A 23,967-nucleotide genomic window follows, 5' to 3' on the forward strand; every position below is an offset into this window, starting at 1 on the left:
TTTGGTTTGGCATAGGAAGGTTGCTGGAATGAGTTTAATCATTCGTTGGTTAATTAATGCAGTGGCAATTGGCATCACTGTTTATATTGTGCCAGGAATTAGTGGCGGCGTTAGTTCAATTAATCAACCACTCAGTATTGATATTAAGACCTTATTGGCGGTTAGTTTAATTTTTGGCTTGATTAATGCATTAGTGCGCCCGATCCTGAAACTTTTATCATGTCCGCTCGTACTTTTGACGCTTGGCTTGTTTATCTTTGTGATCAATGCAGGAATGCTGTTGTTAACATCGGCAATTGCCCAAGATTTGGGCTTACAATTCTATGTTGAAGATTTTGGCACAGCGCTCATTGGCTCAATTGTTATTTCGTTGATCAGTATTGTTTTGACCGCTGTTGTTGGTGATGGCGATGAGAAACGCGAACGCCGTCGCCGCTAGAGAAGATGGGTTGAAGTAGGTATTCGTTGATTGTGTTGAAAGGAACGCCCTTATGAGTAATCCATACCAACCACAAGATCCCAACAATCCATACGGCCAACAACCACAACAACCCTATGGCCAACAGCCACAACAACCCTATGGCCAACAACCGCAACAACCATACGGCCAACAGCCCTATGGCCAACCACAGCAGCCATATGGTCAACAACCATACGGGCAACAACCCTATGGCCAACAACCATTTGTGCAAGGTGGCTATGCCGTGCCAAATGCTGCTGGCATGTATGCTGGTTGGGGTGCACGCTTAGGGGCCTATATCTTAGATGTCTTGGTCTTGTTGATTCCCTCGGTTCTGGTGAGCGTGATCACTGGTGGCGGTGTTGCGGCTAGCTTCAACCTCACTGGAAACCGCACCGCTAGCAGCGTTGCGATGTTGATTATTGGCACCTTGCTTAACTTGGTAATCACTTATGGCTACTTCATCTATTTCCATGGCACAACTGGCCAAACGATTGGCAAGAAAGTGTTAAATATTCGAGTGATTCGGCGCAACAACCAAGCAATGGATTTTGTCGCCGCCGCCAAACGCTTGGCAATCACCTTTGCCTCGTCGGCTGTAAGCCTCTTACTTGGTATTGTAACCTTTGGGGATAGCCTTACAACCTTCGGCATTTTCAGCTTGATTAACTTGGCGTTTAGCATTGCGGTGCTGCTAGACTACCTCTGGCCATTGTGGGACCCCCAAAAGCAAGCCTTGCACGATAAAGTTGCCGATACTTTGGTTGTTCGGGCATAACTAACAACGAGCATGGTATAATGGACACGCTCCTAAGTTCGCCTTAGGAGCGTGTTTGCACATAACAAGGAGTTTCTCTCATGTCCGATGGTACGCCAACTCATGAGCTAGATTTAGTAGTAGGCTCGATGATCACCGTCAGCCCAGAAGATGATCGAGCAATGTTTGAAGAAGAAAAAGCTTGGGTTGAAGATGTTCAAGACCTGTTGCGCGAAGAAGGCGTTGAGGTTGACCTGCTTTCAATGCCAGGAGCAGAAGTGTACAACGGCGGCATTGCGACATTTGCCGATCTCTACAATTTGCGCCGCTTAGCTGCTCACTCAGAAAAAGGCAGCGACTTGGAAAACTTGCCAGCGACCCAAGAAGATGATGAAGTTGACCCAGTGTTGGCCAATATTTGGGAAGGCGAAAGCCAAACCAAATACCCACACTTGATCAACCATCAAGGCGAAGGTGGCTACTATTTGCCAGTCGATTTTGCTGAGCCAATTTGGTTGAGCTACGAAGGCGAAGAAAGCGACGAAGAAGAATGGGGCGAAGAAGGCAGCGAAGACGTTGTCTCATTCGGTTCATCAGTAGCCTTGGCCCGCGAATTGGCCGAACTCGAAGCCCAAGTGCACAACTTGCGCAGTGCTGAAGGCCAAGCTGCTCACCAAGCGTTACACGAACTGCGCGCTGCTGCCCAACATAGTATCGAAAACAATTTACCCTTGATTTTGTGGTAATTGTAGCCTAAGTCGCATGGCTCCACGCTGGTTGCAACACTGGCGTGGGGTTTATTTTGCTAGTAAATCTCCTTGCGTTTGGGGCATGCTCTACAGTATAATTTTCCTCAGAGAAGCCTGAAATCTACGATTTGAGCACAACACCTATGGCTGACGTTGCAACTACCCAACATCACGCACGTCCAACTGGCGGTTTTCAGTTGTTGGCAATTGCCGAGGCAATCAACAACGCAGCAAATCTTGGGACTTTGCTCGCAACAGTGGCCGAATGGTGTGCTACTGGTTTTGGGGTCGAAGTAGTTAAGCTAGGGCTGCTCGATAACGAACATCATAATGCTTCGCCTGCGCCATATCTGTATGGCAACCCAAGCAAAGCTAGCCAAAAATTGCTTGATCAGGCGATTACCCACACGATTGAACATAAAACGCCAACCCTGCCAAGCGACGATGAGAGCGCTCAAGCTCAATTGTTGGTCTTGCCTTTAACCGCGAGCCAGCAACTAATTGGCTTTTTAGCGTTATTGTTGCCCAAGAAAGGTCGTTGGTCGAGCGCTGCGATTGAGGCTGCTCAATTGTTGGCTCAGCATGTAGCTTTGGCGGTTTCGGCCTTGCAACTCAAAGACTATACCGCCAAACGCAACCAAGAAATTAATACCCTCAACGATATTGCCGCCACCATCACTTCGTCACTCGATCCACGCCAAGTCTATCGCTTGGTGGTCAAGAAGATTAACGAATATTTTCAGGTTGAAGCTGGTTCATTGCTGCTGCTCGATCCAGCAACCAATGAGTTGGTCTTTGTGATGACGCTCGAAGCTGGCGAGGAAAAATTGGCTGGGGTGCGCGTGCCACCGGGCCAAGGCTTGGTCGGGGCCGCAATTACGACCCGCCAGCCAGTGGTTGTGCTCGATGCTCAAAACGATCCGCGCTTCTATCGGCGGGTCAGCGAAGATGTGGGCTTTGTAACCCGATCAGCGTTGTGCGTGCCCATGCTGGTGAAAAATCGTGAAATCGGCGTGATTCAATTGCTGAATAAGTTGGAAGGTGTGTTTAATGCAGAAGATACCCAACGGCTACAAGCGATGGCCAACACGGTGGGCGTGGCAATCGATAACGCCAATCTATTTCACGAAGTTTCGCAAAACCGCAACCGCCTACAAGCGCTGCTCAACTCCACCACCGACGGCATTTTGATGATCGATCCTGATGATGTGGTGCTGACTGCCAATCCGATGCTGGGCGAATTGTTTGGCTGGGAATGGCGACATATCATCGGTGAGGCTGGCAGCGATATTCTGGCCCGCATCAAAGAGCAATCGCGGGTGGTCAACGAATTGCCCAATAGCGAAGCCTACGAAATTGAAGTGCTACGGCCCCGCACCCGCTACGTGCGCCAAGAGCCGTTGCCTGTGCGCAATAATTTTGGCAATGTGATTGGCACGCTGATTGTGTTCCACGATATTAGCGAGGAATATCAACTAGCCCAAATTCGCGAAGATTATATGGGTATGTTGGTGCACGATTTACGCGCGCCGCTGACCGCGATCATCAATGGCATGACCATGGTGCGGCGTGGTTTTGCTGGCCCGATCAACGACCAACAACGCGAATTGCTCGATATTGCCAACAATAGCAGCCAAGAAATGGTCGGCATGATCAACACCTTGCTGGATATTAGCAAGATGGAAGCAGGCGAATTGGTGCTGAATCGTGCGCCATGCTCAGCCTACGAAATTGCCGATCGCGCTTCTGAACGCTTGATTAACTCGGCGCGCAGCCTGAACATCAGCATTAACCTGGATATGGCATTGAACTTGCCGATTATCGATGCTGACCAAGATAAAATTGTGCGGGTGTTGCAAAACTTGCTCGACAACGCGATTAAATTTACGCCAGTTGATGGAAGTGTTACAATCCGCGTGCGCCAACTAGCCGATAATAACCAGCAGACGATCTGTTGGAGTGTGATTGATGCGGGGCCAGGGATTCCTGAAAGCTACCGTGCCAAGATTTTCGATAAATTTGTGCAGGTTGCCGGCCAGCGCAAAGGCACCGGCTTGGGCTTAGCCTTTGCCAAACTTGCATCAGAAGCCCATGGTGGGCGAATTTGGGTCGAAAGCACTGAAGGTCAAGGCAGTACATTCTCGTTTACCATTCCATATGAGCCAGCAGTGAAATAACCTTGTATGTTTGTCAACCTGCGGCGACGGCTTAAAAGGCGCATTCGGTATAAAATCACCCTGCCATATTTGCTGTTGCTAGCATTTTTGTCGGGTTTATTGATTGTGATTATTTTTTGGCTGTATGCCCAAAGCTTGCAGAACCAACTGAATCAATCGCTGCGTACCAGCGCCACCAACACTGGCGTTGGCTTGGAAACAATCGAAGCCCAAATTCTCGATAACTTGCGCCTACTTGTCACTTCGCCTGCCAACGAAAAAGAAGATTTGCTGAGCACTGCCGAGGCATTTAGCAAAAATGACGTTGATCAGGTCGAAAAGATCGTCAACAATGCCTTTAATTATTTCAAGCCCTCACGCTTAATTGCGCTCAATGCTGATGGTCAAGTTTTGGTCGATGCCGCTAGTTCAGCGGTATTGAGCCGCAGCCCCTCGCTGGTTGGTAGCAGCGAATTAGCCAAAGATAGCTTGATTCAGGCGGTGCTGCGTGGCCAAGTTGATGATTATGGCGATAAATATGCCAGCCTCTTGCGCATCGGCACAAATCCACCGTACACGATGTTTTTTGTGGTTGCTCCGGTCAAATTAACAGTTGGCAGCAGCGAGCAAGTGGTTGGGGCAATTATCTATGCAGAGCCGTTAGAGCGAATTGTCAACGAGGAATTACCACCACGCAACGGCGCAACAATTACCGCAATTCTCAATAGCGATGGCAGCGTTTTGACCAGCAATCCGCCGCAAGAAGCAGCTGAATTGGTCATCAGCGCCAATCAGATTGAGCAAATTAAGGCCAGCCAAGCCAACCCCGACCCAGAAACCCGTGGCACACTGTTTACCACCATTCAACGTGGCGATACCAGTTATCAAGTAATGTATAGCCCAATGCGGATTCGGCGGGCGCTGAATGGCTATTTTGCGGTTGGTCTGCCGCGCAGCAACATTGATCGGGCTTGGCAACAAGCGCGAGTGCTGATTTTCCTCTTTGGCATTCTTTCGCTGATCTCAATTATTTGGATCAGCGTGCGGGTTACACGCAGCATCACCGTGCCGCTTGGCGAGTTGGTCAGTACCGCCTTGCGGATCAAAAGCGGCGATTTAGAAGGCCGTAGTTTTGTTTCCGAGGAAAATGAGCTTGGCACGCTCGCGACGGTTTTAAATGATATGACCGATCGCTTGCTCGATTTATATCGCACCAGTCGCCAACTCGGTACAGAATTGACTCTTGATGGCGTTTTGACCCAAACCACTGCCGCTGTACAACGCCTCATTCCCGAGGCCGAAGTTGATGCTTTGGTGGTCGAACAAGGCGTTTGGCATTATGTCACCACCGAGACCGTGCGCGAAATTGCGCGGCCTTTTCCCGCGACCAGCCTTGAAACGCTCGCGCCAATGGTGACGATCACCGAAAATCCGGCCTTGGATAGTGCTTTGCGTCCGCTTGCGCCGAATGTGCAGTTGGTTTTGCCCTTGCGCACCCAGCAACAAGTTATTGGCGCGTTGTTGGTGAAGAATGATCACGCTATGCCAGCAGCTAGCAGCATTCGCGAGCCACTGAGCGCAATCGCCAGCATGACCGCGACAGCGATGCAAAACGCTGTGCTCTACACCACAGTTCAAGATGAAGCCAGCCGCAAGCAGGCAATTTTGCAAAGTATCGCCGATGGGGTGATTGTGCTTGATCCCGATGGCAAAGTTATTTTGGTCAACCACACCGCCACTGCCATGCTCGGCGCGAGTGAAGCCGATTTGTTGGGCAAGAGCTTTGCTGAATTCAGGCTCACGCCATTGTCGGGCGGCGCTGAGCTGTTTGCCACGCCCACAGCCACAACCTTTTATGAAACCAGCGCTCAGCGCATTTTGACCGTCAATGCAGCGCCGGTTGAACGCGAAGGCTTGCAATCGGGCGAAGTGTTGGTGTTGCACGATGTGACCGAAGAACGGGCAATGGATCGGGCCAAAACTGACTTTATCGCCACAATTTCGCACGAACTGCGCACGCCGTTGACCTCGATTTGTGGCTATGCCGATTTGCTGTTGCGCGGCTTTGTTGGGCCATTGACCGACGAACAAACCCAATTTATGACCACAATTCGCCAACAAGGCCAAAGCATGGTCGAAGTGCTGCAAAATGTGATTGTGATTGCCAGCATCGAAGCCGGCAACATGGAACCGCAAATTGAGCAACATTTATTACCTGAACTGCTACCGCCAATAGCCCAGGCGTTCCAGAAGGGCTTTGAGCAAAAACAACTCAAATTGCTCATTGATATTCCAGAGAACATGCCGTACATTGTAGTAGATCGCGACCACTTCAAGATAATGCTGACCCAGCTTTTGGAGAATGCCCGCCGCTATACCCAAACTGGCACAGTGACGGTACAAGCCAAGACTGTCGATCAGCGCATTCAAATTGCGGTAATCGATACTGGCCCGGGGATTGCCAGCCAAGATTTTGAGCGCTTGTTTGAGCGCTTTCAACGGGGCGGCGAGCAAAGTGGCTTGACCTCGAAAGAACGCGGGATTGGGCTTGGTTTAGCGATTACCAAACAATTAGTTGAACGCAATAATGGTAAAATTTGGGTCGATAGCACCCAAGGCGTTGGTTCAAGCTTCATTATGCAGTTTCCAATGCTGCAACTTGAGCCAAGCAACTACGACTTAATGAAGGCAACGGTATCAAATTCATGAGCAATAGCGCCATACCACAACCAAATACCCAAGAACCACGCGACCGATTGTTATTAACGATCGGTTCAATTGTGATTTTAGCGGTGTTGTTGGTCATGGGCTGCTCATCGTTAATGGTTGTGCGCTGGACAACCCCAGTTAATGCTTCTGGGCCTGAGGTCTTGCTGCCACCGTTTGCCAATTATGAAGCGTGGAATGGCACAGCGCCTTTTCCAATTGGCCAAGAAGCAATTCGCAGCAAAATTAGCGATCAGCCAGCCAACCCAAATTTGGTTGCTGCTGAAACTCCCGTGCCAATTGGGATTGTTGATTTGATGCCAACTGCTACGCCAACTGGCAAACCAACGCCAGCAACTGATGCTGCCAAAACATCGACCAGCACCAACACACCCACGCCAACCAAGGCCGAAGGAATTCCGATTGGCAGTGCAACTGCGGCCACAACTGAGCCAAGCGTGGAATTAACTGCCGAGCCAAGCTCTACGCCACGGGTGAACCCAAGCTCAACGGCTAGCCCGCGCACGCCAACTGTTAACCCAACCATCAATCCAACCAGACCAACCTTCGAGCCAGCGCCAAGCAACACGCCAACGCGCACAAGTGTTGTGGCAACGACGGTTGTTCCGGCCAGCGCAACCGTGGCCAATACGGCTCTGCCAAGCGCAACCGCAACCGCATTGCCAACCGCAACGCCAACCAACACGCGGATTCCAAGCAGCACTCCAGTGCCTGCTACCGCAACCAACACGCCAACTGACGTGCCGGTTATTACACCTGTGCCTGCTACCGCAACCAACACGCCAACTGACGTGCCGGTTATTACGCCTGTGCCTGCTACCGCAACCAATACGCCAATTATTGCTACGGCAACCAACACGCCGTTTGTGCCAAGCAACACGCCAACCGATCTGCCAACCCCAACCAACACGGCGACGGCCACCGCAACTGCGACGGCCACACCAACCGATCTGCCAACTGCAACCGATACAGCTACGCCGACCGATACAGCTACACCAACCGCAACGCCTGCGCCAGAGCTATACATTGCTTGGCGGGTCGATGGAGTCGTCAATCCAGTGAATCCATCGCTGGAAAATAACGACACCAAGCAGGTCTTTGTGGTCTTCGGCAATGCCGGCAATGCTCCAGCGGCTAATGCACAGGTCAATATCAGCGTAACTGGAACCTGTATTGAGTCAAGTATTAGCGATAGCGGTACACGAATTACGCTTCAGGCACATCAAGGCTTTACGCTTTCGCCAGTTATTTCAGCCAATAATGTTGGTACTTGTTCGATTACGGCAATTTTAACTGCCGATAATCAAACCCCAGTTCAGGCAAGCCTGAATTGGACGATTGTGTGTGATGGCTGTGCGACGGCAACGCCGCAACCAACCAGCACGCCTACGCGCACGCCAACCGCAACGCCAACCAGAACTGCGACACCAACCAACACGGCGACAGCAACCAATACACCAACGCCGAGCAATACGCTCACGCCAAGCAATACGCCGACGGCGACCAATACCCGCACGCCAACGACGATTCCGACGTTGACCTATACCCCAACGCCGAGCAACACGCCAACGGCGACCAATACGCGTACGCCAACCTTTACGCCAACTAACACGCCAACACCGAGCAACACACCAACGGCGACCAATACGCGCACGCCAACCTTTACGCCAACCATTACCAACACACCTACGCCGAGCAATACGCCAACGGTGACCAATACGCCGATCCCAACCAACACGCCAACCGATGTTCCAACGCCAACCGAAACGCCGTTGCCAACTGATACACCAATGCCAAGCGACACGCCAACACCAAGCGAGACACCAACGCCCAGTGAAACGCCAACACCAAGCGAGACACCAACGCCGAGTGAAACGCCAACACCGAGCGAAACGCCGACGTTAACCGCAACGCCAACGCCAACACCTGATTTGTTTGTGTTTCACATCATCAATGGCGAGGTCAATCCATCAGGCAACATCACCTTGGCTGCTGGCGCACAAGAAAATGTCACGGTTGTGTTTGGCAATAACGCGAGTGGTTCACGGGCAACTGGCTTGAATTTCAATTTCAATGCTGGCTCGTGTATTAGCGCCCAGCCAGGCTCAAGCGATTCAAGCGATTTGAACGGCGGTTCGAATCGTTCACTCTCGGTCGTGGTTACGGGCAGTTCGGTCGGCTCGTGTTCATTCCGCACCCAATTTGGTGCCAGCAATGCCAATACCGTCAGTGCTGATAGCCGTTTTCGTGTCACCAATACGCTGCAAAACGAGCCAGCGCTTGCCGCTACGGCAACTGCTACTGCTACCACAGAAGCAACTGCAACCACTGCGCCAACCGCAGTACCAACCGCAGAGCCAACCGAGCAACCAACTGCCGAACCAAAGGCAACCTTGGAGCCTGCGCTGCCAGTGATTGGCCAAAGCGCTGGACTGCCACCAAGCTCTGGTGGTCAATTGCTCTGGCTGATGGCGGGTGGGCTGTGCGTCCTGATCAGCAGCTTGCGTGGGCGAAGAATCCTACCGCTTAACGTTGCCTAATCTTCACCAGATCCATTCAACAACTGATTGACAGAAACCCGCAAGCGCTGCACACTAGCGGTAGTTTCCACTACGATGAGGTTTGCAATGGATGTTGCTGATCAGCCACGAATTGCCATTATTGGCGGTGGCATCGCTGGCCTTAGTACAGCATGGTATTTACAAAAACAAGGTCTGACCAATATACAGCTTTTTGAGCGCGATCAACGGCTTGGTGGCAAATTGCTGACCAAGCATGTCGCCTTGCCCGATGCTGTTGGCGAATTGCTGGTTGAAGCTGGGCCAGATGCGTTTATTAGCCAAAAACCTTGGGGCTTGCAATTGGCCCGCGAATTGGGCTTGGATGATCAGTTGATTTCGACTGAGCCAGCTCGGCATAAGGTGTTTGTGCTGCACCGTGGCCAGCCCGAGCCATTGCCCGATGGGATTAATTTGGTTGTGCCAACTGAATTTTGGCCGCTGCTGCGCACGCCAATTCTTTCGTGGCCGGGCAAATTGCGCATGTTGCTCGATTTGGTGTTGCCTGCCCGTCAAAGCAACGCCGATGAATCGCTGGCCGATTTTGTGCGCCGCCGTTTTGGAGCCGAAGCGCTCGATAAATTGGGCGAACCACTAATGTCTGGCATTCACAATGCAGAATCAGATCGCCAAAGCCTCGAAGCAACATTTCCACGTTTTATCGAGGCTGAACGCAGCCATGGCAGCGTAATTCGTGGGATTCGAGCCGCCAAGGCCAAAGCAGGCAAGCCCAAAGGTCAGCAATTAAGTCCATTTATTAGCTTGCGCGGCGGGATCGAGCAACTGATCACGACCTTGGTTGCCCAATTAACGGTCGAGCTACGCACCAATTGCGGGGTACAAGCGCTGCGCTACGACCCAACCAACGCTCCAGCCTATCAACTAACCCTCGATGATGGCACGCGCGTTGATGCCGATGTGGTGGTGTTGGCAGTGCCAAGTTATGCCGCCGCCAAATTAGTGCAGCCTTGGGCCGAAGCACTGGCCGAGCGCTTGCAGGCAATTCGCTATGTCAGTACGGGCACGGTTTCGTTGGCCTTTCGGCGTAGCGAAAGCACCATGGCCTTCGATAGTTATGGTTTGGTGATTCCGCGCAGCGAGCATCGCCTGATCAACGCCGTAACCATCAACTCGCGCAAATTTGCCGGACGCGCGCCAGCCGATTATATGTTGTTGCGGGCCTTTGTTGGTGGCTCAAAACACCCCGAAGTGCTGCGCTTAGATGATCAGCGCTTAACTGAATTGGTGCGAGATCAGCTTAAAGCAATTTTTGGCCTCGATGCCGAGCCAGTTTGGAGCGGCGTAGCCCGTTGGAACGAAGCCAACCCGCAATATGATGTTGGTCACTTTCAACGCATGGATCAGCTAGAAGCCTTGTGCCCAGAGGGCTTGTTGCTGTGTGGTAGCGGCTTCCGAGGTGTGGGAATTCCCGATTGCGTGCGCCAAGCCCAAACCACCGCCGCGACAATTGTGGATTTATTCGCGCAAACCAACGCCTAAAAAAAGCCCACGGTGATTTCGTTTCACCGTGGGCTTGGTATTTAACTAGACGTTTTTGGTTTGGCTGACAAACGCTTCGAGGTCGCGTTTCAGCTCTGTCAGCGAAGGCAAATGAGTATACATCATATGCCCTGCTTCGTAATGTTTGATCACGATGTTGTTGCGCAAGGTTTGCTCAAGCCCAAGGTGATTGAAGGTGTGCAAGGTGGCGTAGTAGGGCGTAGCGAAATCGAAAAAGCCACTGGCCACAAACACTTTGAGATAGGGATTTTGCGAGATGGCCGAGCGCAAGGCTTCGGTAACGCTCACATATTGGTTTTCGTGCTTATCGTATTTCCAAGGCCGCACTTTCGAGGTCAGAATTTCGTAGGCATCATCGCTTTCGAATTTCAATTCGCGGCGCACATAATCGTTGAACGTCGCGCTGTATGGCCCATGAATTACCGCATAACTGGGATCATACTCAAACGATTCGCGGGTTGGATCGCGGTCGATGCCCACGAAGCGGCTATCCAAGCGGCCTACTGTGCGCTGCTGATCGCGCAATAATTCCTTGGTAAAGCGCATCAGATCAATCCGTAGATTGCTTTGATCAATAAAGCGTTCGCTCAAGCCCGTGTAGCGCGCCAATTTGCGGATAACTGAGCGACGTTTGCCTTCAGCCAAACCATCGCCTTGTAACAGAGTCGTGGCATATTCGCCAGTTGCAAACGCCTCGACTTCGGCCAACGTATCAGCCAAACTAAGTTGTAATTTGGCATCGAGCTTGGAGTGATACCAAGCAGTGGCGGCGTAGGTCGGCAAAATCACGATGTAGGCAAGGTCGTTGCCTGGGTCCATCTCGACAGTTTGAAAATCGAGAATCGACGAGATCAGCATAATTCCGTTGAGATACATGCCGTAGCGATTTTGCAAATAATTGGTAATGGCCGAGCCGCGGGTCGTGCCATAGCTTTCGCCGATGATATATTTGGGCGAGAGCCAACGCTTAGCGCGCGTGGTGTAGAGCCGAATAAAATCGCTGATCGATTCAATATCTTTGGTAAATTGATGGAATTGATTGGGATTTTCGCCAGTTGCCGCCCGACTATAGCCCGTGCTAATCGGATCGATAAAGACCAAATCGCTTTGGTCGAGCAAGGAATATTCGTTTTCGACCAAGCGAAACGGTGGCGCTGGCAAATTGCCAGTTTCATCGGCCATCAAAACCCGCTTTGGCCCCAACAAGCCAAGGTGCATCCAAACTGAGGCCGAGCCAGGCCCGCCATTGAACGAAAAGGTAATTGGGCGCGTCGTCTGATCATCAATATCGCTGCGGGTGTAGGCCACATAAAAGACTGTAGCTTTGGCCTTGGGCGCTTGCTTAAACTCTGGATCGTCCTCGTAGAGCACGATTGTGCCAGCGGTGGCGGTGTAGGGAATATCAGTGCCATTGATTTTTACCCGCCCGTGGGTCACGCTCACCACCTCTTGCGGCGGCTTGGGGCTTTCCGAATCGCTGCGTTTTTCGCTGCTACCTGCATCTGCCATAGCGTGCAAATCCTCATACTAGAAGCATTTCAAAATGATTGTAACAAGCTTTGTCCCATCGATTGTCAATCGTTTAGGCTGGTTCTGCTTGCAGTTCGGGGCTGCTGGTTGGACTATCCTGATGGTCAGGAATCAAATCTTCTGCATGGCGCACGACGCGCACACCATAAGCAAGCACGGCGACGGCAATCCCAAGAATGCCACTCAGGACCATAATCAAGGCGATGCCTGCGCCTTTGCCGCTGCCAACCCAACTGCCAAACATACCAACCCACGCCCCACCCTCGGCCATACGCGGCTCAAAGATTTTATCCGCCAACGGCCCAACAATCAAAATTGCGACCGGCCCCGAAATTTGAGCGATCATGCGGCGCACTGCAAACACGCGGCCTTGAATATCGGGTGGTACTTTCGCTTGCCAAATCGCTTGGTTCGAGCCATTGAGCACGGGCAATACAAACAGCAAGCCAAAGGCAGCAATCGACCAAACGACCACATTCTGGCCCAAGCCCATCACAATGCCGCCAAAAAAGCTCGATAGTGCCATGCCACCAAGCACGCCATGGACTTTGCGCTTCGGGCCGCCCCAAAAACTCAGCATCAAACCACCCAACAAGCCACCAAAACCCATAAGCGATTGGACTGTGCTCATAATTGCCGAATTGCTATCGGTGCGGGCTAGAATCATGGGATTGGTCATTGTGGCTTGAAACGATCCAACGAAATTAATCATAAAAAAGGTCAATTGTAAGCCCAGCAGGCTTGGGCGGGCCAAAATATAGCGAAAGCCAAAGCCGGCCTCACGCCATAAACTGCCTTTGCTTTCTGCGCCCGCCGCGCTTTGGGTGGGCTGCGGAATATGCACAAATAGCACAACAATCACTGCAAAGCTAAAGGTCACAATATCGATAATTAACACCCCGCCAATGCCGATGACGCTGAGCAAAAAGCCAGCTAAGGCCGGTGCAACAATCCCCGCCGCCGATTCGGCCATCGACATCATGCCACTCGCACGGGCATAATGCGCTTTGGGCAGCATCGTCGAAACCGCCGCCGAATAGGCTGGCCATTGAAACGATTGGAAGACGCTAGCAAACGCTCCGGCCACATACAAATGCCAAATTTGCAGCGCATCGTTATGGTAGAGCAGCAAAATCGCAATCGTCGATACGCCAGTCGCCAAATCGCTCAAAATCAGCACAACTTTACGATTCCAGCGATCAACCAAAGCGCCAGCAAACGGGCTAACCAGAATACTCGGCGCAAACGAGAAAAAACCTACCAATGCCAAAGCCGTGGCTTGTCCGGTAATTTGCCAAGCCCAAAACGTCAGGGCAAAGCTGCTCATGGCGCTGCCAAGCAATGAAACGACCTGCCCAAACCACATAATGCTAAATGCCAGCATCCCGCTTGGTTGCTTGCGCATTGATTCAGCCATGATGGCTCCTTTGTGATGTCATTCAAGGTTGGAATTGTTGATTAGATTAGTATATTGCTATGCTGATAAATGCATATCAGCCTTTAGTTCTAGTATGGGTTTGTTTAGGGTTTTGTAAGCTTTGCGCAAGCAGTGGTTAAGTGCTAGCCGTTATAACTAAAGCATAGAAGTTTTATGGAGGTTAGCGATGAAATTACGCTCTTTTGCAATGTTAATTCTGCTTGGTGGCTTAGCCGCGTGTGGCACTGCGCCAACCAAAGTTGATGAGCCGTTCCCAACGACCAGCAGCGCGCCAATGGCCAAAACCCAACCAACCGTCGATTCGATGATGCAACCAACCGAGCCAATGTCGATGACCGACGACATGATGCAGCCAACCGAGCCAATGTCGATGACCGACGATATGATGCAGCCAACCGGGCCAATGTCGATGACTGACGATATGCAACCATCTGATCCGATGACCGATGATATGATCGAGCCAACCATCATGCCAACCGCTGAATCGCGGGTTGAACCAAGCGCCGTGCCAGCCGAGCCAGTGATGCTCAGTTCTGGCGCGTTTCGTGGCATCGACCATGAAAGTCGGGGCATGGCAATGCTGTTCAAACAACCAGATGGCAGCATGATGTTGCGGCTCAACGATTTCTACGTCGAGCCAGGCCCAGATATGTATGTCTTTGTTGCCAAGGCCGCCGACATTCATCAGCCAAGCGATTTGCAAGCAGGCTACCTTGAATTGAGCAAACTCAAAGGCTCCGAGGGCAACCAAAATTATCCCCTGCCCGACGATTTTGATCCTGCGCTCTATAACAATGTCGTGATCTGGTGCGAAAAATATCAAGTCTTGATGGCGGTTGCACCAATCCAGTAAAATAAAAGTATGAAGGATGAAGTTAAATTCAAAAGGCAGAAGGCAAAAATCAAAAACGGGGAGAACAGGAGTAAGTTTTAACGCAGCGGCGCAGAGCATGGGAGGTTATTAGCTTGTGGCTATCTGGATTGGTTCATTGGCTTAGCAACCGTGTCCCCACACCCTCGCCCCCGCTCCCGCCCGCAAGGTGAGTAGGAATCACGCGATTCGCGCTCCCCTCGCCCGCGTTCAGTGGCAGAGGGGCTGGGGGTGAGGGCATCAGATCATGATTAACGCAATGAACCAGTACACCAATAACCATCAGCCTATAGCCCATCGCCTTTCTATCCTTCGCGTTCTTCGCGGTTTCTCGTCCTTCGTGCCCTTCGTGCGCTTCGTGGATCAATTTGAGGAATTACATATGGCCAATATTTTGGTGGTTGATGACGAACCGAATATTCGCGAAGTGGTGGGCCTCTATTTGCGCCGCGAAGGCCATAGCGTGATCGAGGCCAGCGATGGCGAGGAAGCCTTGCGCTTGGCCCGTCAACAACCGCCAGATTTGGTTGTGCTTGATCTGATGTTGCCCAAGGTGACTGGCTTGGAAGTGTGTCGCCGCTTGCAGAGCGATCAACGCACTCCCGTGATTATGCTCACCGCCAAGAGCGAAGAAAACGATCGGATCATTGGCCTTGGCGTGGGCGCTGACGATTATGTGGTCAAGCCATTTAGCCCACGCGAACTGGTGGCGCGCGTCGAAGCAGTGCTGCGGCGGGTTCAACCACAGCCCGATGCCCCGCCCCCAGATGAACGCCCGATTGAGCTAGGTGCATTGCGCGTCGATCCACGCACTCGCGATGTGCAAGTGGCGGGCAAATCGATTAGCTTGACCGCCCGCGAATTTGATTTGCTCTATTTTCTGGCGCGCCATCGCGAACGGGTGTTTACCCGCGACCAACTGATGGAACTCGTCTGGGGCTATACATTTTCCGCCGATACCAGCACCGTCACCGTGCATATTCGACGTTTGCGCGAAAAAATCGAGGACGACCCAACCGCGCCGCGCTATTTACAAACGGTCTGGGGCGTGGGCTACAAACTCAGTGCAGGCGAGCAATGAAGCGCTTTTTGCAGCAATGCAGCCTTTTGTTGCTGACCTTGGCGATTGCCTTGACGTTGGTTGGCTTGGTTGGCCACTTTGGCCTCATGCTGCCAATCAGCGAACTCGAAGGCATCATCACGCTGTTTGGTTCGCTTGGGTTTGGGGCTGGCGTGGTGGCAATTATCGCCTTGCAAAGCCGCATGCTCTCGCTGCTGCGCAGTTTGCGAGCGCAAATTATTGCCGCGATTGGCTTAGGCGGGATTTTGGTGGCGGCCTTGTTGCAGGGCGTGGCTAGCGCTATGTTCATCAGCACCGATCACGATTTACCATTGTTGCTGCTGGTGCTGATTTTTATGTTAGTGCTAGCTTTGGGCTTTAGCATCGCCGTGGGCAATGTGTTGGTGGCGCGCTTGGCCGAGGTTCGGGCTGGAGCCACCGCACTAGCCAAAGGCGATTTAACCTTGCGCATCCCTGAGCATGGCAGTGATGAAGTGAGTTTGCTAGCCGCCGATTTTAACCAGATGGCCGATGAGCTAGCCCAAAGTGCGCAACGCCAACAAGAGCTTGAGCAATCGCGCCGCGATTTGATTGCCGCCATCTCCCACGATTTGCGCACCCCGCTAACCGCAGTTCGCGCCATGATCGAAGCCTTAGCAGATGGCGTGGTAACTGAGCCAGCGACTCAACAGCGCTACCTTCATTCAGCCAATGCCCAATTAACCAACCTCAGCACCTTAGTCGATGATTTATTCGAGATGGCTCAGCTTGATGCTGGCGTGTTGCGCTTAGAATTGGAGCGGGCCTCGCTTGGCGATTTAATCTCCGATACGTTGAGCAATTTACAACCGCATGCTGCGGCTCATGGCGTGCAACTGCTCGGCAAAGTTGATCCTGCCGCCGATTTGGTGCTGATGAATGCGCCAAAATTGCAACGGGTCTTATACAACCTGATCAGCAATGCGTTGCGGCACACGCCCAGCGATGGCACAATCGCCATTCAAGCCCAAACAATCAACCAAACGGTGCATGTCGAAGTGCGAGATACTGGCGAAGGCATTCAGCCCGATGATCTGCCACATATTTTCGAGCGCACCTATCGCGGCGAGAAATCACGTTCCCGCGATTATGGCGGGGCTGGCTTGGGTTTGGCAATCGTGCGCGCAATCATCGAGGCCCATGGCGGCAATGTTTGGGTCGAAAGCCAACCCCAACACGGCGCACGCTTTATCTTTACCCTGCAAACGCCGCTTGGTCATGGTTCGTAAACCGAACCGACAAGGGATCAGGTGTCAGGGGCTAGGTTTATTGGCCCATTGGATTAACAACAGCAGCGTTCCAAGGGTCGGTTTCCGCTGCTTGCCACAAATCTACAGGTTCATCAATTGATGCGGTTCGGCCCCTGATTGTCCTTGAGGGGGTGCAGGGGGATTAAAGCCCCCTGCGTCTCCCGCCTTGAGGCGGGACGGAAGGGTGGTGAATCGATGAAAACCTGTTAAGGTGATGAACCATTACAGCTAGCGAGTTTGCGCAAGCACGCGCCGATAGACCGCCAAAGTTTGCTCGGCGGTGCGTTGCCACGAAAATTTGGCTGCCTGAGCGGGCGCTTGCTCACGCAACACTTGGCGCTGATCAGCATCAGCCCAAAGGCGTTCAATTGCATCGGCCCAAGCCTGTGGATCATCGACTGGCAACTTGAGGCCAGCCTCGCCCACCACTTCGGGCAAACTTGAGGCATCAGCCACCAACACTGCCGCGCCACAAGCCAACGCCTCCAAGGCTGGCAAACCAAAACCTTCATACTTCGAAGGATTGAGATACAAACGGCAAGCACTCAAAAGCCAGCGAATTTCCTCGTCGCTTGGGCTATCGAGCCACGTTACTGCATCTTCCAAATGCAATTCAGCCAAGGTTTGCCAAATTTCTGCATCAAGCCAACCACGCCGCCCAGCCAAGGCCAAGCGATAGCCAGCCTGCGGCTTGCGATCAAGCGCGATGCGCAAGGCCCGCAACAACATTGGAATATTTTTGCGTGGCTCCAAGGTCGAAACAAACACCATAAATTGATCAGCCTGCCACATTTGGCCGCCAATCTGGCGTTGAGAATCGGCAGCGATTGGCATTGGCTGCATATCGGTCGCAAGCTGAATCACATCAATTCTAGCTGGATCAACATCTAATAAGCGGGTAAGATCGTTGGCGGTGCTCTGCGAATCGGCAATAATTGCATTAGCCGAAGCCAGTGCGCGCTCAATTTGGCCATAATAACGGCTGGCATTGGCATCCAAAATCTCGGGAAACAATTTAAATGCTACATCGTGCACAGTAATGACGGCAGGAAATGTTCGTTTTAACGGCGGAATAAAATCGGGCGAGTGCAGCAGTTTTGGGCGGCGCAGGCCAATTTCCAAAGGCAAAAGCAGTTGTTCAAGCCGATGATGGGGCGGAGTAAAGAGCCGTGCCCGCTGAATATTCGGGCCGCTGACCAATGGTTTTTGGCTTTTGCGATGCTCAAGCAGCAACCATTGTTGCTCGGGGGCAATTTGTGGCAGATAGGTTAATAATTTGTGGGTGTAATGGGCGATGCCACCATGGCGGTAGGCATTCAAACGCGCATCAATCGCAATCATCGGCAGCCTCGTAACTTAACATGGCTGCTATGCTACCACAGCCTACGAGCGCTGGGTAATCAATTGCTCAACTGGCGGCGGCGTGACCTGCGGTTTATCAACAATGCCGCTCACTTCCTCAAGGATTGCCTGCGCCCGATAGCTGGCAACCAAGGCTTGGCGCAAATTGCGCTGCTGTTGAATGCCCTCTTCGTTGATCGAATTGCCAATTGCTTGTTGCAGCTCTTGAATTTCGCTCTGCAAACTTTGCGCAGCTTGCGTCAATTGGGCGAATACTGCTGGCGGCAAATTAATCGTCGTGGAATCGACCATGGGAATTGCGCGCTGATATTGACGTTCGAGTAGCACAAATATCGACCAACCTGCCATCCCAGCCACACCCCAATCAATCATATAACACAGCCAAGCTGGCGAGCGAGGCGTGAGAATTTGATGATCGACGAGATCCCACGCGATGTAGGCAGCAAAAGCTCCCAACAGCGGGAACCAACGACGATTGAGGCTAAGCTTCATAATTGCACCTGTTTCACAAAATTTCAGCCCAAATATGATTCAGGCCAATCTAGTATGCTGCCCCAATCTGAAATTATGATGAAAATTTGATGAGATGGCGATGAGCTACACCCGTGAAATCGTTATCACGCAGTTTGGCAAAAAGCGCCAAAACAGGTACGATCGGGCAGCTTTAGCGAAAGGATGATCATGGCTCGGATTGCAACCATCGAACGTAACACCCGCGAAACCCAAATCAAGCTCACGCTTAATCTTGATGGCTCAGGCCAGGTTGCCATCAATACAGGGATTGGCATGTACAACCATATGCTCGAAAGTTTTGCCCGCCATGGCCAATTTGATTTAGAAGTAACCTGCAACGGCGATTTGCATATCGATGACCACCACTCGGTCGAGGATGTGGCAATTTGCTTGGGCATGGCGATAGATCAGGCGCTAGGCGATAAAGCAGGCATCACCCGCACCGCCCATGCCTACGTGCCCATGGATGAGGCGCTGGCCTTTGTCGCGCTCGATCTCAGTGGTCGAGCGTTTCATGTGCTCAACTTCAGCTGGACCAACCCCAGCATCGGCGGCTTGACCTGCGATTTAGTTGAGCATGTTTTTGAAAGCATTGCGATTCATGGCCGCATGAACTTACACGCCAAGCTCGAATATGGCCGCAACGACCATCACAAAGCAGAAGCTTTATTCAAAGCCTTGGCCCGCGCCCTCGATAGCGCCACCAAGCACGACCCACGCTTGGGCGATGCAATTCCCAGCACCAAAGGCGTGATTTAAGCCTTTTCTCGCCCTTAGCCACGTTGCCCGTGGGATAAACCACGATTACAAATACAGATTGTTAGGTTGATCAACGAATGCCGTTTTACCCTAAATTGTCCTTTGAGGGGGTGCAGGGGGATTAAAGCCCCCTGCGTTTCCCGCTGGCGGGACGGAAGGGTGGAAAAACGAAGGATGAAGGATAAAATTCGTGGCGAACAAAGAGTACGGGATTTGGTTACAAAATAATCAGACTTCTAATGCTGTAACAAGCCCAGGAATGAGCCATTGGGGCTGCATTGGCGCAGCAACAAAGGCTTGCTCGATTTCAGCTTGACCTTGGCTAAAATGCTGCCACCCATCAAAATGAATTGGAATCAGCGTGTGCGGCTTGAGCAATTGAGCTGCTTGCAGCGCTTGATCTGCATCAAAGGTAAATAAGGTTGGCCCTGTTGGCGCAAATTGCGCTGCCCCAACATGCAAAAAGGCAGTGCCAATGGCGTAGCGTTCAGCAATCTGCTGAATGCCAGCAAACAAAACCGTATCGCCTGAAATGTAAATTGGCCCATGCTCAAAATTAGGATATTCCAAAACAAACCCAATCACGTCGCCAATGATCGGCAGCAATTCAACGGGGCCGTGTTGTGCTGGCACAGCGGTAATCGTCAATGGCAAGCCTTGCGCTGTGTTCAGCGTGATCGATTGCCATTCGGCCAAGCCTTGCACATTGGTTGCACCTTGTTGCTGCAAGCGCCCGCTACCCGCTTTGGTGGTCAACACCTGCTTGGCATGCGGCAAAAATGCCCGCCCAGCAGTATCCAAATTATCATAATGATCATCGTGCGAGAGCAATACCAGATCAATCGGCCCAAGCTCGGCTGGTTGCAAGGCCGCTGATTGCTGTTTGTAAAGCCCAAATTCAAGGTTTGGCTCCACCTGAGTGACCTGCGAACTACCAGCAGGATCGAACACGGGATCGGTCAAAATCCGCAGGCCATCAATTTCCAACAAAACGGTCGCTGTCCCAACATAGGTCACATTGATCTGCATATTGATTCCTTTACAATACGGACGTTCGTTTTTTATTCAAGCTAAAAAATTTTAGCTGCGATAGCTTTCGATTAAATTGCCAATTGCAGCGCGGGCTGTCGTAAATTGGGCTTCATGGCTACGCACTGCCCGCCAAACCAGCGCCGCGATCAGGATGCCATGGAATTGGAATGCCAGCGCGGCGATTGGCGTATTGGCCCGAAATTGGCCAAGCTCCACGGTTTCAGCAATGCTCTGCTCGATAAAATTAAGGTAATCCTGATAATAGCGCAGTACGGGAACCCGCGCTTCCGAATCAGCCAAATCATCAAGCTCAAGCACGGCGTTGGTTAAAAAGCAGCCGCCCAGAAAAATGCCTTGCTGCAAAAAGCTAAACCACGAATCGCACAGCTTGTACAGCCGATCGATGCCAGCTGGTTCGGCCAGCACGTTGCCAAGCACTGCCGCTTGAAATAGCTCAGCAGCCCGTTCAACGGTGGCAACTTGCAGCTCAGTCTTCGATTTGAAGTGCGCACTGATGCCGCCCTTGGACATAGCGACAGCCTCAGCCAAGCCGCCAATCGTTAGGCCATTCAGGCCAGCAACCGAAGCCATCTGCACTGCTTTATTCAAAATAAGTTCTTTGGCACTATCTTTACGACTCATAGCAATAAAATACCATACGTTCGTATTTTATGCAAGCACAAATCTTGCTTGCGCCACGATCAATAACTAAATTTATTTCAGCATAATCCATTACAGCTGCACATGAGGAGTACGATTATCCAAATTCGAATAGAGAAAAAGTTGCCATAATCCAACTAGCCGATTTTAGGGGGTGCAGGGAGATGAAAACCCCTGCGTCTCCCGCCTTGAGGCGGGACGGAAGGCTGGTGATCAGCAATGATGGTTGACAACCAACCCTTGAAAGAATTAAAGCTACTGCCTGCCCCTCGGTCGCAGGAACACGCAACGATAATAAAAAATTAAGCGTTGCTAGAATTGCAAATGCCTAAATCCAGATTGTTTGACAATTCGCAAAACCTGCTGCAACAATTTTTTGCTGGCCTGCGTCCTAGTTAGCAGATACGCAACGATGAGTTGCACCCAAATAAGGAGTTATTACAATGCAAAATTCAAATCGCTTAGTGCGTGTTCAACAAGATCAAATGATTGCTGGTGTGTGTACGGGTTTGGCTCAATATTTCGCTTTTGATGTAACCTTGGTCCGCTTGGCCTTTGTGCTGGTGACCTTGGCTGGTGGTTCGGGCATTCTGTTGTACATCATCCTCTGGGCAGTTTTGCCAGTGGTGACGGCTCCAGGCTTGCCAAGCCCAGGCATCAACAGCGGCATTGACGAAATGCGCAACCAAGCAGCTAATGTGTTCAACAAGGTCAAAACTGCGGTCAACAATGCCCAAGCAAGCAACGCTAGCACGGCTGTGCCCCAAAGCGATTGGAAATTCGACCCACAAACCGGTCAACCAATCAACCCAACGCCAGCCCAACCAGAAAAACCACGTTTTGACCCATACACCGGTCAACCATTAAACGACTAATCTAACGATTGAGTTGATACCAAAACGGTCGTTGAGCAGCCCGCTCAGCGATCGTTTTTTGTTGGGCAGAATCACAGAGTTGCTCAACTTCTTGCTCAAGCAGCCGCAACGTTTGCGGAGCCAGCCAATAGACCGTGGCTTGGCCTTCGTGCTCGCTTTCAACCACACCAGCTTGCACCAAAACCCGCAAATGTTCGGAGATTGTCGATTGAGCACGATTCGTTCGCTGCACAATATCGTTGCAAATACAGCGCGGATGCTGGGCAATGTAACGTACAATTCCCAAGCGCAACGGATGGCCAAGAGCATGGCACAGGCTGGCCAATTGGGTTAATGCAGCATCAGCTTGAATCGTTTCCATCGGACACCTCCAAAATGGGTTGATTAAAAACTAACACACGCGAATCACGGCAGGATGCCCGCGTTTCGCGTGTGTTGCTTTGCCGTTCAATCTGCAACTTAGTTATTCAAGATAGGCTCGCAATTTGCGTCCACCAAAGGCAGGGTGACGCAGTTTACGCAATACTTTGGCTTCGATTTGGCGAATGCGTTCGCGGGTAATGCCAAACTCGCGGCCAACTTCTTCCAGCGTGCGATATTTGCCATCGACTAAGCCATAGCGTAGCTCAATAATCCGCCGTTCGCGCTCATCGAGCTTGCACAGCACTTCGTCAAGTTGCTCGCGCAATAAATGCTCGGTGGCATGATCAAGCGGCTCTGCTGAGCGATCATCTTCGATAAAATCGCCCAGTACGCTATCGCCCTCGTTGCCAACTGGCGTTTCGAGCGAAACTGGTTGGCGCGCAACTTCGAGCACGCGCCGGACTTTATCGGCAGGTAAGCCGAGGGCTTCGCCAATCTCTTCGGCGCTTGGCTCGCGTTCCAAGGCTTGCTGCAACTTGTGGGCTGTGCGCTTAACCCGATTGATCGTCTCGCCAACATGCACAGGTAGGCGAATTGTGCGACTATGATCGGAGATTGAGCGCGTAATTGCTTGGCGAATCCACCAAGTTGCATAGGTTGAGAACTTAAAGCCCTTGTGATAATCGAACTTCTCGGTAGCCCGCATCAGGCCAATATTGCCCTCTTGGATTAAATCTAAAAACGACATGCCACGGCCAACATATTTTTTGGCAATCGACACCACGAGGCGCAAATTGGCTTGGATGAGATGTTGGCGGGCGGCTTCGCTTTCGAGGACTTGCTGTTGCAGGCGGGCTTTTTCTTCGAGGAGATATTCGTGGCGGGCAAGCCGAATCATCGCCCGTTCGCCACGTTCCAATTGTTTGGCCAGCATCGTTTCTTCTTGAGCGGTTAAGAGATGCACTTGGCCAATTTCGCGCAAATACATGCGCACCGGATCATCAAGGCTTAGCCCTTCGCGAATCAGCGACCGTTCGAGATCGTCTTCGGCGACATCACGGGAACGGAGATGCACGGCAGCGGTTGGCGGTTCTTCTAAAATTGGAATATCTTCTGCTTGGCAGCGGACACACAATTCGTCGAACAGCGCTGTGTTTTTGTCGGAGGGAGGAAGATGAAGCAGCACTTGGTCGTGCGTTAGATAACGATGCTGACGGGCGGCCCCCATCAGAACTTCGAGTACGTTTTTCAAGGAAGCACCGACTTTCTACTGCTATAGAAAAGCCT

20 protein-coding genes are annotated in these 23,967 nt (G+C 51.7%); 12 read left to right on the forward strand and 8 right to left on the reverse strand.

Annotated features, from left to right (window positions below):
• The first annotated feature begins 28 nt into the window (after positions 1 to 28).
• The 7 genes from JOD20_RS01295 to hemG all read left to right on the forward strand — a co-directional run bounded on the left by JOD20_RS01295 (position 29) and on the right by hemG (position 10,907).
• On the forward strand, positions 29 to 439 hold the full coding sequence (locus JOD20_RS01295; protein ID WP_204753540.1) for a phage holin family protein: 411 nt from the start codon (positions 29 to 31) through the stop codon (positions 437 to 439).
• Positions 440 to 491: 52 nt separating this feature from the next.
• Complete coding sequence (locus tag JOD20_RS01300) at positions 492 to 1,238, forward strand: RDD family protein (protein WP_204753541.1); 747 nt, start codon at positions 492 to 494, stop codon at positions 1,236 to 1,238.
• Between the two features lie 80 nt (positions 1,239 to 1,318).
• On the forward strand, positions 1,319 to 1,963 hold the full coding sequence (locus tag JOD20_RS01305) for a hypothetical protein (protein WP_204753542.1): 645 nt from the start codon (positions 1,319 to 1,321) through the stop codon (positions 1,961 to 1,963).
• Between the two features lie 146 nt (positions 1,964 to 2,109).
• Positions 2,110 to 4,143 (forward strand): ATP-binding protein, encoded by a 2,034-nt coding sequence (locus tag JOD20_RS01310; RefSeq protein WP_204753543.1) that lies wholly within the window; start codon positions 2,110 to 2,112, stop codon positions 4,141 to 4,143.
• A gap of 6 nt (positions 4,144 to 4,149) precedes the next feature.
• Positions 4,150 to 6,831 (forward strand): ATP-binding protein, encoded by a 2,682-nt coding sequence (locus tag JOD20_RS01315; RefSeq protein ID WP_204753544.1) that lies wholly within the window; start codon positions 4,150 to 4,152, stop codon positions 6,829 to 6,831.
• On the forward strand, positions 6,828 to 9,389 hold the full coding sequence (locus tag JOD20_RS01320; RefSeq protein ID WP_204753545.1) for a hypothetical protein: 2,562 nt from the start codon (positions 6,828 to 6,830) through the stop codon (positions 9,387 to 9,389). The genes JOD20_RS01315 and JOD20_RS01320 overlap by 4 nt, the downstream gene beginning before the upstream one ends.
• 87 nt (positions 9,390 to 9,476) lie before the next feature.
• Entirely contained in the window at positions 9,477 to 10,907 is a 1,431-nt protein-coding gene (gene hemG / locus JOD20_RS01325; RefSeq protein ID WP_204753546.1) for a protoporphyrinogen oxidase, read from the forward strand.
• Between the two features lie 45 nt (positions 10,908 to 10,952).
• On the opposite strand, the gene JOD20_RS01330 is transcribed toward hemG, so the two are convergent.
• Positions 10,953 to 12,437: a S10 family peptidase gene (locus tag JOD20_RS01330; RefSeq protein WP_204753547.1), complete on the reverse strand. Its 1,485-nt coding sequence runs from the start codon at positions 12,435 to 12,437 to the stop codon at positions 10,953 to 10,955.
• A gap of 73 nt (positions 12,438 to 12,510) precedes the next feature.
• Positions 12,511 to 13,875 carry an MFS transporter gene (locus tag JOD20_RS01335; RefSeq protein ID WP_204753548.1) on the reverse strand — a complete coding sequence of 455 codons (1,365 nt, stop codon included), beginning with the start codon at positions 13,873 to 13,875 and terminating at the stop codon, positions 12,511 to 12,513.
• 187 nt (positions 13,876 to 14,062) lie between these two features.
• Between JOD20_RS01335 and JOD20_RS01340 the strand changes: the two genes are divergently transcribed.
• The 3 genes from JOD20_RS01340 (at position 14,063) to JOD20_RS01350 (ending at position 17,095) form a co-directional block, all read left to right on the forward strand.
• Complete coding sequence (locus tag JOD20_RS01340; RefSeq protein ID WP_204753549.1) at positions 14,063 to 14,749, forward strand: DM13 domain-containing protein; 687 nt, start codon at positions 14,063 to 14,065, stop codon at positions 14,747 to 14,749.
• A 400-nt stretch (positions 14,750 to 15,149) separates the two neighbouring features.
• A complete protein-coding gene (locus JOD20_RS01345) occupies positions 15,150 to 15,848 on the forward strand; it encodes a response regulator transcription factor (RefSeq protein WP_204753550.1) in 699 nt (232 codons plus the stop codon).
• Complete coding sequence (locus JOD20_RS01350) at positions 15,845 to 17,095, forward strand: sensor histidine kinase (protein WP_204753551.1); 1,251 nt, start codon at positions 15,845 to 15,847, stop codon at positions 17,093 to 17,095. Before JOD20_RS01345 ends, JOD20_RS01350 begins: the two co-directional genes overlap by 4 nt.
• A 249-nt stretch (positions 17,096 to 17,344) precedes the next feature.
• Here JOD20_RS01350 and JOD20_RS01355 read toward each other — a convergent pair whose 3' ends face one another.
• Together JOD20_RS01355 and JOD20_RS01360 are read right to left on the reverse strand one after the other, a co-directional pair.
• The gene (locus tag JOD20_RS01355) at positions 17,345 to 18,457 is read right to left on the reverse strand and encodes a glycosyltransferase family 4 protein (RefSeq protein WP_204753552.1); all 1,113 of its coding nucleotides are present in this window, start codon (positions 18,455 to 18,457) and stop codon (positions 17,345 to 17,347) included.
• A 42-nt stretch (positions 18,458 to 18,499) separates the two neighbouring features.
• Entirely contained in the window at positions 18,500 to 18,970 is a 471-nt protein-coding gene (locus tag JOD20_RS01360) for a hypothetical protein (protein WP_054535693.1), read from the reverse strand.
• Between the two features lie 189 nt (positions 18,971 to 19,159).
• Between JOD20_RS01360 and hisB the strand changes: the two genes are divergently transcribed.
• Positions 19,160 to 19,750: an imidazoleglycerol-phosphate dehydratase HisB gene (gene hisB / locus JOD20_RS01365; RefSeq protein ID WP_204753553.1), complete on the forward strand. Its 591-nt coding sequence runs from the start codon at positions 19,160 to 19,162 to the stop codon at positions 19,748 to 19,750.
• A gap of 228 nt (positions 19,751 to 19,978) precedes the next feature.
• Here hisB and JOD20_RS01370 read toward each other — a convergent pair whose 3' ends face one another.
• Both JOD20_RS01370 and JOD20_RS01375 read right to left on the reverse strand, forming a co-directional pair.
• Complete coding sequence (locus JOD20_RS01370; protein ID WP_204753554.1) at positions 19,979 to 20,779, reverse strand: MBL fold metallo-hydrolase; 801 nt, start codon at positions 20,777 to 20,779, stop codon at positions 19,979 to 19,981.
• 51 nt (positions 20,780 to 20,830) lie between these two features.
• Positions 20,831 to 21,424: a TetR/AcrR family transcriptional regulator gene (locus tag JOD20_RS01375; protein WP_204753555.1), complete on the reverse strand. Its 594-nt coding sequence runs from the start codon at positions 21,422 to 21,424 to the stop codon at positions 20,831 to 20,833.
• A gap of 461 nt (positions 21,425 to 21,885) precedes the next feature.
• Here JOD20_RS01375 and JOD20_RS01380 point away from each other — a divergent pair, with 461 nt between their 5' ends.
• On the forward strand, positions 21,886 to 22,317 hold the full coding sequence (locus tag JOD20_RS01380) for a PspC domain-containing protein (RefSeq protein WP_204753556.1): 432 nt from the start codon (positions 21,886 to 21,888) through the stop codon (positions 22,315 to 22,317).
• Position 22,318: 1 nt separating this feature from the next.
• Here JOD20_RS01380 and JOD20_RS01385 read toward each other — a convergent pair whose 3' ends face one another.
• Positions 22,319 to 22,678, reverse strand: coding sequence for an ArsR/SmtB family transcription factor (locus JOD20_RS01385; RefSeq protein ID WP_204753557.1), 360 nt, complete (start codon positions 22,676 to 22,678; stop codon positions 22,319 to 22,321).
• Between the two features lie 102 nt (positions 22,679 to 22,780).
• Entirely contained in the window at positions 22,781 to 23,908 is a 1,128-nt protein-coding gene (gene rpoD, locus JOD20_RS01390; protein WP_054535687.1) for an RNA polymerase sigma factor RpoD, read from the reverse strand.
• Between the last annotated feature and the right edge of the window lie 59 nt (positions 23,909 to 23,967).

Source organism: Herpetosiphon giganteus (assembly GCF_016907925.1).
GTDB lineage: Bacteria > Chloroflexota > Chloroflexia > Chloroflexales > Herpetosiphonaceae > Herpetosiphon > Herpetosiphon giganteus.

Excerpts from the sequence above, each read along its gene's own strand:
- JOD20_RS01340 (WP_204753549.1), top strand. The coding sequence starts at position 14,063 with ATGAAATTACGCTCTTTTGCAATGTTAATTCTGCTTGGTGGCTTAGCC.
- JOD20_RS01310 (WP_204753543.1), top strand. The coding sequence starts at position 2,110 with ATGGCTGACGTTGCAACTACCCAACATCACGCACGTCCAACTGGCGGT.
- JOD20_RS01380 (WP_204753556.1), top strand. The coding sequence starts at position 21,886 with ATGCAAAATTCAAATCGCTTAGTGCGTGTTCAACAAGATCAAATGATT.
- hemG (WP_204753546.1), top strand. The coding sequence starts at position 9,477 with ATGGATGTTGCTGATCAGCCACGAATTGCCATTATTGGCGGTGGCATC.
- rpoD (WP_054535687.1), bottom strand. The coding sequence starts at position 23,908 with ATGGGGGCCGCCCGTCAGCATCGTTATCTAACGCACGACCAAGTGCTG.
- JOD20_RS01315 (WP_204753544.1), top strand. The coding sequence starts at position 4,150 with ATGTTTGTCAACCTGCGGCGACGGCTTAAAAGGCGCATTCGGTATAAA.
- JOD20_RS01370 (WP_204753554.1), bottom strand. The coding sequence starts at position 20,779 with ATGCAGATCAATGTGACCTATGTTGGGACAGCGACCGTTTTGTTGGAA.
- JOD20_RS01335 (WP_204753548.1), bottom strand. The coding sequence starts at position 13,875 with ATGGCTGAATCAATGCGCAAGCAACCAAGCGGGATGCTGGCATTTAGC.
- JOD20_RS01355 (WP_204753552.1), bottom strand. The coding sequence starts at position 18,457 with ATGATTGCGATTGATGCGCGTTTGAATGCCTACCGCCATGGTGGCATC.
- JOD20_RS01295 (WP_204753540.1), top strand. The coding sequence starts at position 29 with ATGAGTTTAATCATTCGTTGGTTAATTAATGCAGTGGCAATTGGCATC.
- JOD20_RS01350 (WP_204753551.1), top strand. The coding sequence starts at position 15,845 with ATGAAGCGCTTTTTGCAGCAATGCAGCCTTTTGTTGCTGACCTTGGCG.
- JOD20_RS01305 (WP_204753542.1), top strand. The coding sequence starts at position 1,319 with ATGTCCGATGGTACGCCAACTCATGAGCTAGATTTAGTAGTAGGCTCG.
- JOD20_RS01330 (WP_204753547.1), bottom strand. The coding sequence starts at position 12,437 with ATGGCAGATGCAGGTAGCAGCGAAAAACGCAGCGATTCGGAAAGCCCC.
- JOD20_RS01300 (WP_204753541.1), top strand. The coding sequence starts at position 492 with ATGAGTAATCCATACCAACCACAAGATCCCAACAATCCATACGGCCAA.
- JOD20_RS01360 (WP_054535693.1), bottom strand. The coding sequence starts at position 18,970 with ATGAAGCTTAGCCTCAATCGTCGTTGGTTCCCGCTGTTGGGAGCTTTT.
- JOD20_RS01345 (WP_204753550.1), top strand. The coding sequence starts at position 15,150 with ATGGCCAATATTTTGGTGGTTGATGACGAACCGAATATTCGCGAAGTG.
- JOD20_RS01385 (WP_204753557.1), bottom strand. The coding sequence starts at position 22,678 with ATGGAAACGATTCAAGCTGATGCTGCATTAACCCAATTGGCCAGCCTG.
- hisB (WP_204753553.1), top strand. The coding sequence starts at position 19,160 with ATGGCTCGGATTGCAACCATCGAACGTAACACCCGCGAAACCCAAATC.
- JOD20_RS01320 (WP_204753545.1), top strand. The coding sequence starts at position 6,828 with ATGAGCAATAGCGCCATACCACAACCAAATACCCAAGAACCACGCGAC.
- JOD20_RS01375 (WP_204753555.1), bottom strand. The coding sequence starts at position 21,424 with ATGAGTCGTAAAGATAGTGCCAAAGAACTTATTTTGAATAAAGCAGTG.